General features: G+C 72.4%; 13 protein-coding genes. 6 read left to right on the forward strand and 7 right to left on the reverse strand.

All coding sequences use genetic code 11. The features are described from left to right. Positions 1-200: 200 nt before the first annotated feature. Positions 201-1,136 (forward strand): NHL repeat-containing protein, encoded by a 936-nt coding sequence (locus tag ACFFRH_RS14880; RefSeq protein ID WP_344744911.1) that lies wholly within the window; start codon positions 201-203, stop codon positions 1,134-1,136. 275 nt (positions 1,137-1,411) lie between these two features. Here ACFFRH_RS14880 and ACFFRH_RS14885 read toward each other — a convergent pair whose 3' ends face one another. The 4 genes from ACFFRH_RS14885 to ACFFRH_RS14900 form a co-directional block, all read right to left on the reverse strand. Further along, complete coding sequence (locus ACFFRH_RS14885; protein ID WP_344744912.1) at positions 1,412-1,972, reverse strand: cysteine hydrolase family protein; 561 nt, start codon at positions 1,970-1,972, stop codon at positions 1,412-1,414. A gap of 292 nt (positions 1,973-2,264) precedes the next feature. Next, positions 2,265-2,978 (reverse strand): hypothetical protein, encoded by a 714-nt coding sequence (locus ACFFRH_RS14890; RefSeq protein ID WP_386156976.1) that lies wholly within the window; start codon positions 2,976-2,978, stop codon positions 2,265-2,267. Then, positions 2,975-4,435, reverse strand: coding sequence for an ATP-binding protein (locus ACFFRH_RS14895; protein WP_386156980.1), 1,461 nt, complete (start codon positions 4,433-4,435; stop codon positions 2,975-2,977). Before ACFFRH_RS14895 ends, ACFFRH_RS14890 begins: the two co-directional genes overlap by 4 nt. A 44-nt stretch (positions 4,436-4,479) precedes the next feature. Then, complete coding sequence (locus ACFFRH_RS14900) at positions 4,480-5,199, reverse strand: response regulator (protein ID WP_344744913.1); 720 nt, start codon at positions 5,197-5,199, stop codon at positions 4,480-4,482. 187 nt (positions 5,200-5,386) lie between these two features. On the opposite strand from ACFFRH_RS14900, the gene ACFFRH_RS14905 reads away from it, so the two are divergent. From ACFFRH_RS14905 to ACFFRH_RS14915, 3 genes are all read left to right on the forward strand, one after another. Continuing rightward, positions 5,387-5,776, forward strand: a complete 390-nt coding sequence (locus ACFFRH_RS14905) for a hypothetical protein (RefSeq protein WP_386156983.1) — start codon at positions 5,387-5,389, stop codon at positions 5,774-5,776. 226 nt (positions 5,777-6,002) lie between these two features. After that, the gene (locus tag ACFFRH_RS14910) at positions 6,003-6,467 is read left to right on the forward strand and encodes a class F sortase (RefSeq protein ID WP_386156986.1); all 465 of its coding nucleotides are present in this window, start codon (positions 6,003-6,005) and stop codon (positions 6,465-6,467) included. 201 nt (positions 6,468-6,668) lie between these two features. Next, positions 6,669-7,166: a DUF1203 domain-containing protein gene (locus ACFFRH_RS14915; RefSeq protein ID WP_344744916.1), complete on the forward strand. Its 498-nt coding sequence runs from the start codon at positions 6,669-6,671 to the stop codon at positions 7,164-7,166. An 11-nt stretch (positions 7,167-7,177) separates the two neighbouring features. On the opposite strand, the gene ACFFRH_RS14920 is transcribed toward ACFFRH_RS14915, so the two are convergent. Both ACFFRH_RS14920 and ACFFRH_RS14925 read right to left on the reverse strand, forming a co-directional pair. Continuing rightward, complete coding sequence (locus ACFFRH_RS14920; protein ID WP_344744918.1) at positions 7,178-7,852, reverse strand: response regulator transcription factor; 675 nt, start codon at positions 7,850-7,852, stop codon at positions 7,178-7,180. After that, entirely contained in the window at positions 7,849-9,222 is a 1,374-nt protein-coding gene (locus tag ACFFRH_RS14925) for a sensor histidine kinase (RefSeq protein WP_344744919.1), read from the reverse strand. The genes ACFFRH_RS14920 and ACFFRH_RS14925 overlap by 4 nt, the downstream gene beginning before the upstream one ends. Before the next feature lie 206 nt (positions 9,223-9,428). Between ACFFRH_RS14925 and ACFFRH_RS14930 the strand changes: the two genes are divergently transcribed. Continuing rightward, the gene (locus tag ACFFRH_RS14930; protein WP_344744920.1) at positions 9,429-11,096 is read left to right on the forward strand and encodes a DUF1349 domain-containing protein; all 1,668 of its coding nucleotides are present in this window, start codon (positions 9,429-9,431) and stop codon (positions 11,094-11,096) included. 175 nt (positions 11,097-11,271) lie between these two features. Here the strand turns inward: ACFFRH_RS14930 and ACFFRH_RS14935 are convergent, their stop codons facing one another. Further along, positions 11,272-11,862 (reverse strand): DinB family protein, encoded by a 591-nt coding sequence (locus ACFFRH_RS14935; protein WP_344744921.1) that lies wholly within the window; start codon positions 11,860-11,862, stop codon positions 11,272-11,274. 109 nt (positions 11,863-11,971) lie between these two features. Here ACFFRH_RS14935 and ACFFRH_RS14940 point away from each other — a divergent pair, with 109 nt between their 5' ends. Continuing rightward, positions 11,972-12,739, forward strand: coding sequence for a class I SAM-dependent methyltransferase (locus ACFFRH_RS14940; protein WP_344744922.1), 768 nt, complete (start codon positions 11,972-11,974; stop codon positions 12,737-12,739). Positions 12,740-12,952: the final 213 nt, after the last annotated feature.

The following is a 12,952-nucleotide window of genomic DNA, read 5'->3' on the forward strand; positions in this document are numbered from 1 at the left end:
TACGGGGGCCTCCAGGTACGTGCGCTTTACGGGTCGTGCGCTTTACGGGATCGGCCCGCGCGGTGCGCCTTATGGGGTCATCCGGACACGTGCGCTTTACGGGATCGCTACAGCGGAGCGTCATACGTTAGACCCATTACCCAAGCGGGCATTTGGGTAGACCATCGCACTCGCAACAGATGGGATGTTCCTTAATGAAGGTGGCATTTCTCCTGGCAGGGTTCCTCACCGTGCTCATGGCGGCCCCGGCCGCGGCGGCCGAGACCAGATCCACGACCTCCGCCTCTCATGAGAAACCGGCCTATCCCACCGAGTTCCCTCTTCCGGACGGCTTCCAGCCGGAGGGGATCGCCATCGGCCCGGGAGCGGCCGCGTACTTCGGCTCGCGCGCGACCGGTGCGATCTACCGGGCCGACCTGCGCACGGGCAAGGGCCGGATCATCAACACGGGCCCGGGCACCCCGTCGCTCGGCCTCAAGGTCGACACGCGCGGCAGGCTGTTCGTCGCCGGTGGCACGGGCGGTGACGCCCGCGTGATCGACACCCGGGACGGCAGGGTGCTCGCGAGCTACCGGCTCGCCACCGGCAGCGCGTTCGTCAACGACGTCGTGCTCACCCACGACGCGGCGTACTTCACCGACTCGACCAACCCCGTGCTGTACAAGCTGCCGTTCGGGCGTGGGGGAGCGCTGCCGGGCGAGGCGGTGAAGGTGCCGCTGAGCGGGGACATCGTCTACGCGACCGGCATCAACGCCAACGGCATCGCCCAGACCCCCGACCGCGAGGCCCTGCTCGTCGTCCAGTCCAACACCGGCAAGCTGTTTCGCGTCGACCCCTCGACCGGCGTGGCCACCCTGGTGGACATCGGCACCGAGTCCCTGGCCAACGGTGACGGCCTGCTCCTGGAGGGCCGCACCCTCCACGTCGTGCAGAACAGCCTGAACACCCTGACGTCGCTCTCGCTGAACCGCGACGCCACCTCCGGGAAGGCGGTCCGCAAGCTCAAGGACGGCCGCTTCGACGTCCCCACCACCGTCGCCCCCTTCCGCGACCGCCTCTATCTCCCCAACGCCCGCTTCTCCACGACCCCCACCCCGACGACCCCGTACAACGTGGTGGCCGTCAAGCGTCACTGACCGTCATCGCGCGACCGGCTTCTCTGGCCTCCCTGATCCCCTCCGCCCTCGTCGGGCCTCATTGGGTCTCCGGGTGCCTCGTTGTGCCTCCGCGTGCCTCGTTGTGCCTCCGCGTGCCTCGTTGTGCCTCGTTGGCACGGAGCAGGGCGGGGTGGGAGCGGGGTGAGACGTCGTACTCGCTCCCGCCCGCGCACGGTCCGCGGGGATCCGGCACCGGCGACCTGGACCCGGTGCCGGTGCCGTCCAGGGGTGACACCGTCCGCGTCACCCGGGCTTCAGGACGTGCGGCCGAAGTCGACGTTCTTGGTCTCGGCCGTCCCGGCCGTCCGTCCCGGCGCCGTCTGGTAGGTCCAGTACAGGTTCGTGTGCGCGATGACCTTGTCCGGCGGCGGCGCCCCCCACTCCGTCTGGTCCTCCGTCGTGTGGGCGTCGCTGACGAGGGTCACGTCGTATCCCCTGACGAACGCGCCGTGGATGGTCGAGCGGATGCACTCGTCGGTCTGTGCCCCGGCGACGACAAGCCGCCCGACGCCGAGGCCCGACAGCACGGTTTCGAGGGTGGTGTCCTCGAAGGAGTCGCTGTAGTGCTTCTCGACGAGCGGCTCGGCGTCGTCCGGAGCCAGCTCGGGGACGATCCGCCAGTTGTCGCTCCCCCTCACGAGCTGCTCGTCCGAGTGCTGGACCCAGACGACGGGGATCTGCTCCCGCCGCGCCCTCTCGACGAGAACGCCGATGTTCGCGACGACCACGTCGCGCTCGTGGGCCCCCTCGACGACACCGTTCTGCACGTCGACGACGAGGAGTGCGGTGTGCGGCCGGTTCTCGAGTGTGGTCATGACCCTCCCTCGCTCACTCCGGATCCTGTGCCTGCCCACGCTAGACACACCCACCGACAGAAAACCTCCTCCCGGTCGAGGGGGGGGCCGCGCCCGCGCGGGCGGGGACGAAGCTCTCCCGCCGCGGATCACCGTCATCGGGCCGCGCCCGCGCGGGCAGGGCACGTCGTGGCGACGCGGCACCCGGCCCACGCTTCGCGCCACCGCCCACCGCCCACCGCCCACCGCCCACCGAGGCGGCCGTCTGCCGGAGCGACCGTTCACAGGGCGACCGCCTGCCGGGCGAGAGGCGTCACTCCGGTGCCCGAGGGAACTCCGAGCACCGGAAGGAGCCGAACCGCTCGGCCTTGCCGCGCTGGATGACGACGGTGACGGCGTCGGGGTCGATGTTCGACCGCGCCGCCAGGGCGCTCGCGGCGGTGCAGGTGAGCTGCCCCAGCCACAGGTCCCGGGAAAGCTGCCTGGGCGGCCCCCTCTCCGCAGGGGCGGGGACGGGTCTGGGGTCGGGAACGGTGAGGGAGATGTGGACCTTCGCCGCGTCCGAGGTGACCTTGGCCGGCGTGTCCCCGTCGGGGTCGAGCTCGGTGCGCAGCCCCCGCCGTTGCTCCGCGGAGCTGGGCCCTTTCACCAGCAGCTCCAGCGTCGCCTTCAGCGGGGGCCACGGCAGGGGCCGGCTCACGGCCCGCAGCCGCGCGCCCGACACGAAGTAGAGCCGGGTGCTGGGCTGGAACCCGACGGCGGGCTCGCCTCCGTCGATCACACCGGTCGGGCCGATGCCGCATCCGGCCGCCAGAGAGACGACCGCCAGTAGACACGCCAGCAGGCCCTTCAGCGTGCGCGCCGCCGTACGCGACACCATCCGCGACACCGTGTGTACCGCCGTACGCGACACCGTGTATGCCACCGCCCGCGACATCATCCGCGCCGTCGCGCGCGACACCGCGTACGCCGCTGCCTGTGCCGCCGTACGCGACGCCACCCGCGACGCCGTCCTGTGGGTGCTCATACCTGCTCCGGGCGAGGTGGCGGGGACGTCCCCGGCCGGTCGGGCGGGGGCGCCGGGCGGCGGGGAAGGGTGAGGCTGAACAGGGCGCCGCCCCCCGGCGGGTTGGTCACGTCGATCGAACCGCCGTGCAGGCGCGCGTTCTCCAGGGCGATGGCCAGGCCGAGCCCGCTCCCGTCCGACCTCGTCCGGGCCGCGTCGGCCTTGGAGAAGCGGTCGAAGACGTGCGGGAGAACGTCCGGGTCCACCCCTTCGCCCGAGTCCCTCACCTCGATGACGACGCGGCCCGTGTCCCGCGGGCCCTCCGCGCGCAGCCGTACGGTGACCGGAGGGGCGCCGTGCCGGAGGGCGTTGCCGACGAGGTTGGCCGTGATCACGTCGAACCGGCGGGGGTCCATCCGGATCCGCACGTCAGGGGGCAGGTCCAGGGTGACCCGGGCGGTCCAGCCGCGGGTGCGCAGGCAGGCCCGGACGGCGTCCGCCACGTCGACGTCGTCCAGGATGAGCCGCGCCGCCCCCGCGTCGAACCGGGAGATCTCCATGAGGTCCTCGACGAGCCGGACCAGCCTGCCCACTTCGAGGTTCATCAGCCGGGCGGCCTGGGCCAGATCGCCTTCGAGGCGGCCGGCCTCCTCCTCGAACATGTCCGCCATCGCGAGGATGGACGCCAGCGGGGTGCGCAGCTCGTGGGACACGTCGGCGACGAACCGGCGGGCCCTCACCTCCATCTCGCGCAGCTCGGACACGTTGGCCTCCAGGGCGGCGGCCGTGGCGTTGAAGGTCTTCACCAGCCGGGCCAGCTCGTCGCCGCCGCTCACCTTCAGCCGTGTGTCCAGCTCGCCCGCCCCGAGCCTGCGCGCGGCCCGGTCGAGGTCGCGTACCGGGCGCAGCACGCCCCCGGCCGCCAGCAGGGCGAACAGCACCGCCAGCGCCACGACCGGGAGCACGCCGTTCCGCGCGGCGGCGACCAGTGCCTCCTCGTCCGCCGCCTCCTTGCCGAGCGGGGTCACGAGGTAGGCCTCCACCCCCGAGGGGGTCCGCTGCCGGCCCAGCAGCACGGGCGTGCCCACGACGAGGTAGGGGGCACCGGCGGAGACGACGCGCTGGTAGGCGAGCCGGTGCCGTCCGGCGACGCTGCGGCGCAGCGCGGGCGTGATCGGGCCGGTGCCGTCCCCGGAGGCGATCAGGCCCGAATTCCCGTAGACGGCGGCGCCGGTCGCCTCCAGGAACGCGGGCGCCACGCCGTTCGCGAGCTGTTGCAGGGCGGCGCGGTCGGGAGGGTGCTGCATGTTCTCGGTGAGGGTCGCGACGCGCAGCCGGAACTCGTTGACCACCGACCATTCCGTCCGCTTCAGCATGAGGTCGCTCGCCTGGCGGTAGACCAGTCCGGTGGCGGTCAGCGCGCTCAGCCCGGCGAGCAGCACGAAGACGACCACCAGCCGGGCCCGGAGCCCGCGCACCCCGAGCGGCGGCCACGGCCTCCGTCCCCCTCCGGCGGCCGGTGTCACAGCGGGCCGAACCGGTACCCGAATCCGCGCACCGTCTGGATGTACCGGGGCTTCGACGGGACGTCCTCGATCTTCGTGCGCAGGCGCTGCACGCACGCGTCGACCAGCCGGGAGTCGCCCAGGAAGTCGAGGTCCCAGACCGACTCCAGGAGCTGCTGACGGCTGAACACCTGCCCGGCCGTCGCCGTCAGCTCCAGCAGCAGCCGCAGTTCCAGCGGCGGCAGCACGAGCTGGACACCGGCCTTGGACACGGTGAGCGAACCGCGGTCGATCACCAGATCGCCGTGCTCCACCCGCCCAGCCCCAGCCCCAGCCCCAGCTCCGGCTCCGGTCCCCGCCTCGGCCTCTGTGGCCGGGCCTCCGCGCCGCAGTACCGCGCGGATCCGCGCTTCCAGCACGCGCGGCCGTATCGGCTTGACCACGTAGTCGTCGGCCCCCGCCTCCAGGCCGCTGACGACGTCGAGGTCGTCACCGCGGGCCGTGAGCATGACGATGGGCGTGGGACCTCCCGCCCGGATCCGGCGGCACACCTCGAAACCGTCCAGGCCGGGAAGCATCAGGTCGAGCACGACGATGTCCGCGGGCGTGACCCTCAGCCGCCGCAGCCCCTCCTCGCCCGTGCCCGCGGCGTCGACCTCGTGGCCGTGGCGGCTGAGCGAGAGGCGCAGCCCCTCCCGTACGGACGGGTCGTCCTCGATCAGCATCACTCTGGCCACGGTCCAAGTATCCGCCGTGGTCAGCGCGCATTTTGACAATGAGGACATTCATTACACACTCATGACATTTCGCTCATGTCCAGTGGATATCGCGCTGCCAGCATCGTTGCCGCTCCCCCCGAAGACTTCTGATCGCGAGCGGTACACGTCGCCGGAGCGTTCCGGTGCGGCCGCCCTAGGAGGATGTATGCGATTCGCTCGTAGCGCCCTGGCCGCGGCGGGACTCGCCGTCGCCATGCTGAACGTCACCGGCCCGGCCCTGGCGGACACGAAACCCAGTCCCGTGCCGGCAACGCGCTCCAGCTCGGCACCGTCAGAGGCGCCGGCAGAGACACCGGTACCGGCACCGGCAACGCGCTCCGGTTCCGAACCGGCACCGGCAGAGGCGCCGGCACAGGCCGATCCCACCCGGGCGGAGCCCCGCCCGGTGCCCGAGGGCGCTCCCGAGACCGGCGGCGGTCCCGTCGGGAGCGCGCTCGTACCGGCCGGCCTCGTACCGGTCGGCGGAGTCCTTCTCCTCGCGGGGGCGGGGACGGGCCTGCTGGCACTGCGCCGCCGTAAGCACGCCCGGGTCTGAGATGCCGCGTGCGAGAGGGAGCGGCCGCCGGGCTCTCGGCCTGGCGGCCGCCGCCGTCACCGTGACCGGCGCCGTGCTCGTGGGCGGCGGCCTCCTGCCCGGGGAGACGCCTCCGGCCCCGCCTTCCCCCCAGGCCCTTCAGATGTCGGAGGCCGGTTCCCCGCCATGGGCGCCGGAGACGGGCCGTCCGTCCCACGGGCGAACACCGGAAGCGGGTCTCCCACGGGTGGCTCCCGTCCTCGCCCGGTCCGAACCGCGCCGCCTGGACGTGCCGAGGATCGGTGTCCACGTGCCCCTCTCCCGGCTCGGCCTCAACGCCGACGGCACCGTGCAGGTGCCACCGGTGGACCGCCCCGAGCAGGCCGGCTGGTACGCGCACGGCTACACGCCCGGCGAGCGCGGGGCGTCCGTGATCCTCGGGCACGTCGACGGCGGAGGGCGCGAGGGTGTCTTCCACGAGCTGGGGCGGATGCGCCGGGGTGACGCCATCTCCGTCACCCGCGCGGACGGCTCGGTCGCCACCTTCGTGGTGCGGTCGGTGGAACAGGTCCCCAAGAACCGCTTCCCCTCGCAGCGCGTGTACGGCCCGCTCGACCACGCGGGCCTGCGCCTGGTCACCTGCGGCGGCGGCTTCGACCGGCGCACCGGCCACTACACGTCCAACGTCATCGTCTACGCCCGCCTCACCTGACCCCCGGCACCCAGGCCTCCGGCCTCCCGTGCCTTCACCCGCATGGCACGCACCGCGAAACCGGCTCCTCGCGGTCGGCGACCGCGTCCCGGGGAAGCCGGGAACGGAGGGATCCCATCGGGGCGAAGGAGGCCGTCCGGGCTCACAACCAGGGCCGATTTCCGCCAGCGCGCCGGGAGCCGTACGTCCGAGCATGGGTCCATGAGCACTCTCCGTACATTCGCCATCGAGGCCGAGGTCGCCGCCGAGTTGCGCGTCCGCGACGACGCCGGGCGTCCGCCCCGCATGGTCACCGACACCGAGGGAGGCTCCCCGCTGCGATGCTGCCTGCGCCGCAGTCTCCCGGGAGAGCGACTCGCCCTGCTCTCGTACGCGCCGCTGCGCCGGTGGGGGGCGCGGACCGGGGGCGACCCCGGCCCGTACGAGGAGGTGGGCCCGGTGTTCGTGCACGCCGAGCCGTGCGCGGGGCCCGGCGGGACGGGCTTCCCCGTCGACATGTGCGGTGAGCGGCGGGTCTTCCGCGCCTACGACGCCGGCGGCACCATCCTCGGCGGACGGCTGGTGGACGGGTACGCGAGCCGCGACGCCGCCACGGCGGAGACCATCCTGGCGGAACAGTTCGCGGACCCCGGCGTGGCACTGGTGCATGTGCGGGCGGTGGAGTTCGGCTGCTTCCTGTTCGAGGTGCACCGCGCCTGACCCTCCCCGCGTCACACCTCGCCGGCGGGATCGGCGATGCGGTACCCCACCCCGGGCGTCGTCGTGATGACCGACGGGCTGCCCAGCTTGCGGCGCAGCCTCCCGATGGTCACGGTGACGGTGTTGGTGAACGGGTCGGCGTTCTCGTCCCAGACCTGCTCCAGGAGCTCCTCGGTGCTCAGGAAGCCAGGACCGGCGCGCAGCAGGGCTTCGAGGAGCGCGAACTCCTTGACCGAGAGGTCGAGCCGCCGGCTGTCGCGGGTGGCCGTGCGGCGTACCGGGTCGAGCTCGATCCCGGCCGCGCGCAGTGTCCGTGCGCGGGCGAACGGCCGGCGGCGGGCCAGGGCGCGCAGACGCAGGACCAGTTCGGGAAAGTGGAAGGGCTTGGCGAGGTAGTCGTCGGCTCCCAGGGTGAGGCCGCTGACCCGGTCTCCCGGAGAGCCGGCCGCGGTCAGCATCAGGACCATCGCGCGGTCGTCCCTTTCGGTGATCATCTGGCAGAGGACGTCGCCGTGGATCCCTGGCACGTCGCGGTCGAGGACCACCACGTCGTACGCGTTGAGATCGAGCTTCGCCGCGGCGGCCAGGCCGTCGTGGGCGACGTCGACGGCCATGCCCTGGTCCCGTAGCCCCTCGGCCAGGATCTCGGCGAGCGAGCGCGTGTCCTCCACCACCAGGATCCTCACGGGGCGACGCCTTCCGGCTCGGGCTCCGGTGGCGGCGAGACGGTGACGCGCGAACCACCCTCCGGCTCGGGCTCCCGCGGCAGTGAGACAGTGAGACGCGAACCGCCCTCCGGCTCGGGCTCCCGCGGCAGCGAGACGGTGACGCGCAGGCCACCCTCCGGCCGGGCGTGCAGGTCCAGGACGCCGTCGTGTGCGCCGACGACGGCCGCGACGATCGACAGGCCGAGACCGGCGCCGGTCTCGGAGCCGGTCCGGTCGGCGGCGAGCCGCCGGAAGGGCTCGGCGAGCCGGACGACCTGCGCCGGGTCGAGAACCGGCCCGTCCGTCTCCACGACCAGCCACACCGAGTCGGTCCCGATCCCGGTGCTGCTCCCGTTCCCGTTTCCCTTCCCGGTCTCGTTCCCGGTGCTGCTTCCGCTCCCGGTTCCGATTCCGCTCCCGGCGCCGGTGCCGGTCGTGAGCCGGATCGCGCCACCGTGCCGGTTGTGGACGACCGCGTTGTCGATCACGTTGTTCACCATGCGGGACAGCAGGGGCGGGTTGCCCCGGGTCCACGCGGCCTCCTGGACGCGCGCCTCGACGGTCAGGTCCCTCTTCGCGATGTCCGTCGCGCGGGCGGCGAGCGATTCGGACACCAGGCTGCCGAGCGCGACCGGGACGCGGCCGTGGAGTTCGCCGTGCTGCGCGCGGGCGAGGTCGAGAAAGCCCTCCAGAAGGCCGTCGACCCGGTCGAGTTCGGCGCGCAGCCGGTCGGCGAGCGCCAGCGTCTGCGGCGGCACCGGCTCCGGCTTGGCCACGGCCACGTCCAGCGACGCCCTCATGGTCGTCAGCGGTGTCCGCAACTCGTGGGAGGCGTTGGCGACGAACCGGCGCTGGGCGGCGAAGGACGCCTCCAGGCGTTCCAGCAGCCCGTCGATGGTGTCCGCGAGATCCTTGACCTCATCGGCGGGCCCCGGCGCGTCCAGCCGTTCGTGCAGGTTCTCGGCCGAGATCCGCCGGGTCGCCGCGGTGATCGTCCGCAGCGGGCGCAGCACCCGGCCGGCCACGGCCCTGCCCAGCAGGAACGAGATCGCCGCCATCACGACCAGCGCGATCACCGATCCCACCAGCAACTGGCGCGACTGGACCGCTTGGGCGTCCGAGAGCTGCGCTTCGAGCTGGTGGACGCGCTCCTGGGCGCGGGCGAGGCCGGGCGGCTGCACCGGGGAGGTCTGGCCGGGTACCGGATCGGTCACGCTCACGCCGGTGACCAGCAGGTTGGTGAGGGCGAGCAGCCCCAGGCCGGAGAGGAGGAACAGGGCGGCGTACAAGATGGTGAAACGCTGCCGTACCGTCCGCCTCGGTCGTGCGGGGCCTCGCGGCTTGCTCATCGGTCCTCTCCCGTTCGTGCGCGGATCTCCAGGGCCTCCGAGGCGTCCGGGGATTCCAGGTTTCAGGAATTCCAGGTTTCCAGGACCTTCAGGACCTTCAGGACCTCCAGGACCTCCAGGACCTCCAGGATGGAGGGCCCGGCCTAACAGCGGTGTGACAGCGGTGGTTCGGCCCGTGTTAGGACCGGATCCGTAGAACCGGCCCCATGCGAGAAACCCAGGAAACCACCGCCGAGCCATCCCTGACCGCACAGGTGCGACAGGAGTGGGCGAGGTTCCGCACCCGGGGCCGCGTGATCGCCATGTCGGCCGCGATCCTCGTCACCGTTCTGCTCGGACTGCTCCACGCGATCACGCTCGGCAGCGGCTCCCACTGCGGCGACGGCCAGGTGGAGGTCCCCTGTCCCACCGATCCGGTCGGGCCGCACGGGCAGGCGGTGAGCGACACGTTCTACTTCGTCCACCGGCCGCTGGGCGAGAACGGCAGCATCACCGTCCGCGTGACGTCCATGACCGGGATCATCACCTACCCTCCGCCCGACCACGACAAGATCGTCCCGGGCCTCGTCCCCTGGGCGAAGGCCGGTGTCATCGTCAAGGACGGCACCGCACAGGGCTCCTCCTACGCGGCGCTGATGCTCACGGGAGCGCACGGCGTGCGGATGCAGCACGACTACGTCCACGACACGGCCGGCCGCGCGGGCGGCGTCTCGGAGGAGACACCGCGCTGGCTGCGCCTGACCCGCTCCGGCGACACCGTCACCGGCCACGAGTCGGCCGACGGCACGCGATGGACCGAGGTCGGCACCGCCCACCTCGCCGGGCTGCCCGAGACGGTGCGGGTCGGGCTCTTCGTCACGTCCCCGGGTGACCTGACGCTCAGGCCGGTCGCCCTGGGCGCGAGCCTCCCAGAGACACGCTTCACCCAGGCCACCGCCACCTTCGACCACATCAGCGTGCAGGACGGCGCGTCCAGCGGCGCGTCCACCGGAACGGCCACCGGAACGGCCACCGGAACGGCCACCGGAACGGCCACCGGAACGGCCACCGGAACGGCCACCGGAACGGCCACCGACGGATGGGACCACGGCAGCGTGGGCGAGATGGGGCACACCGACTGGGAGAAGTATCACCGGGCGGCCGGGCTCGTCGAGTCGAACGGCGCGTTCACCGTCACCGGAACCGGCGACATCGGCCCGAGCGGTCCCCAGGGCGGCCACCCCGTGGAGGGCGGTCTCGTCGGCCTGGTCGTCAGCCTGATCGTCGTGCTCGTGGTGGCCGTACGCTTCGCGACCGCCGGGCACCGGCCGGGCACGACCGGCGTCGCGCCACTCACCGGCCGGGCACTGGCCGCGAAGGCCCTCGTGGTCGGCACGGTCGCCTTCCTGGCCGGACTGGTCTCCGCGGCGGTCGTGGTGACGGCCGGGCCGAACGTCCTGCGTGCCAACGGCCTCGGCGTCATCGCGGTGTCGGCCCTCACGGGACTGCGGGTCGTCACCGGTGTCGCGGCGCTGCTCGCGGTCGCCGCCGCCCTCGCCCTCGCGCTCGGCACGCTGCTGCGGCGGACCTGGGCGGCGATCCTCGTCGCGATCTCGGCGGTCGTCCTCCCGTACCTCCTGGCGGTCCTGCCGCTCCTGCCCGACGACACGGCCAGGTGGCTGCTGCGCCTCACCCCCGCCGCCGGTTTCGCCGTCGTACAGACCGTGCGCGAGTATCCGCAGGTGGTCGCCCATTACGCGCCATCGGCAGGGTACTACCCCCTCGCCTGGTGGACCGGGCTCGCCGTGCTCTGCGGGTACGCCACGGTCCTCCTCGTCCTGGCCGTCTTGCGGCCACACCGGAGTGTCCCGGCATCGGGACCTCGCTGGAGGTAGCGACCCCCGCCGGAGGCTCGGCGGCATCGCGGCGACGGTCCTGGAGTTCCGTGATCCGGCCGCGTCTTCTCCGACGAACCCGGCGGGAGGGAGAAGCCGGGACTTCGACGGCCTCCGGCCACGAGTGGTCCTCCGGGGCGCACGCCGTGCGCCGTCCGCGGAGCCCTTCGCGTCCCTACGCCTTGGCTTCGCGGGCGGCCCGCTCGACCTTGTCGTAGTACTCCTGCCACTTCAGCGGGTCGTCGTGGGAAAGGTTGCTGTTGTCGGCCCGCAGCCCGGCGGCCCCGTCGATGCCCTCGCGGATGATGTCGGCGTGGCCGGCGTGCCGTGTCAGGTCCATGCTGACGTGCACGATCGCCTGGCGGACGGTGATGACGGCCCGCTCCCCGGACCACCACGGCACGCGCCCGACGGCGTCCAGGCCGAGTTCCTCCACCACGGCGCCGGTGTTCTTCCAAGACGCCGTGAACAACCCCACGATGTCCGCACGGGTCTCCGAGGCCGGCACCCACAGGTCGATCTGCGGGTCGTCGTCGAATTCGTCGAGCCAGGCGGGCGCGTCCTCGGGGTCGCGTCCGAAGGTGCGGCCGAAGTACCCGAACTCGACTCCGGCGCAGTGCTTGACGAGGCCGAGGAGGTTCGTGCCGGTCGGTGTCATGGGGCGGCGGACGTCGTACTCCGTGAGGCCTTCCAGTTTCCACAGGAGCGAGTCCCGGGTCGTCTGGAGGTATCGCAGCAGCATCGCCTGCTCGTCTTGAGCGCTCATGCGGCCCATTCTGCCCGCGGGCCGGTCGCGCACGACGCCGGGCCTTCCGGTGGCCGGCCGCGCGAAAAGACCGGGCATCGGCGGGGCGGCTCGTGCCAAGATGCTCGGCATGTCCAGTCGCGCGCTGAGTTTCGGAACGATGGCGGAGGCCTACGAACGATTTCGGCCGGGCTATCCCGCGGAGCTTTTCGACATGGTGACGGCGTACGCGACCCGGCCGGTTCGGACCGCCCTCGAAATCGGCGCCGGAACGGGCAAGGCAACCCGCCTGTTCGCCCGGCGAGGGGTCACGGTCACCGCGACCGAGCCCGATGAGGCCATGCTCGCCGAGTTGCGCAAACACGTGCCGTCAGACGTCAGGACCGTGCGAGCCGCGTTCGAGGACCTGCGACCGGGCGAGAGGTACGGGCTGGTCTACGCGGCGGCGGCGTTGCACTGGACGAACCCGGAGGATCGGTGGCCGCGGATGGCCGCGCTACTGGAGCCGGGTGGCGTGTTCGCCTCGTTCGGCGGGCCGACCCGGCCGGCCGACCCGGCTGTGGAGGAGGCCGTTCGCGCGGCACGGTCACCGTTCCTGTCCAGCGACGAGATCCCGTCTCCGGACGGGACGCCTCCGGAGCATGACATGCAGTGGCCGGGTACGGAGCTCCAGCGGTCCGAGTGGTTCGCCGATGTCCGGCAGGCCGTGGTCGAGCGGCGCCTGACGATGAGTGCTCACGACTACGTCGGCTATCTCTCGACCGTCTCGGCCTATCTCATGTTGCCGGTCTTGGAGCAGGAGCTGGTGTTCGACCGGATCACACGGGTCCTGCCCGCGACGGTCGAGATCACCGCCGACATCACCATCCACCTGGCGCGTCGACGCCACGAGCGGTAGTGCCTCGACAACCGGATGCCCGCCTCCGCGAGCCTGTTCTCCCGGCCTGCCACATGGGCCCGATGCCGGAACACGCGGGTCGCCGCTAATGACCGGATGAAGCATCGGTAGCCTTCCAGACTCGCCGACAGCTCCCAGACTCCCGGAGGAGGAGGGCTCTCGCCCCGCGTCCGGCTCGGCGACGCGCACGGATGACGGCTTCGCCGCGCTTCG

This window comes from Streptosporangium vulgare (assembly GCF_042428775.1).
In the GTDB taxonomy this organism is placed as follows: domain Bacteria; phylum Actinomycetota; class Actinomycetes; order Streptosporangiales; family Streptosporangiaceae; genus Streptosporangium; species Streptosporangium vulgare.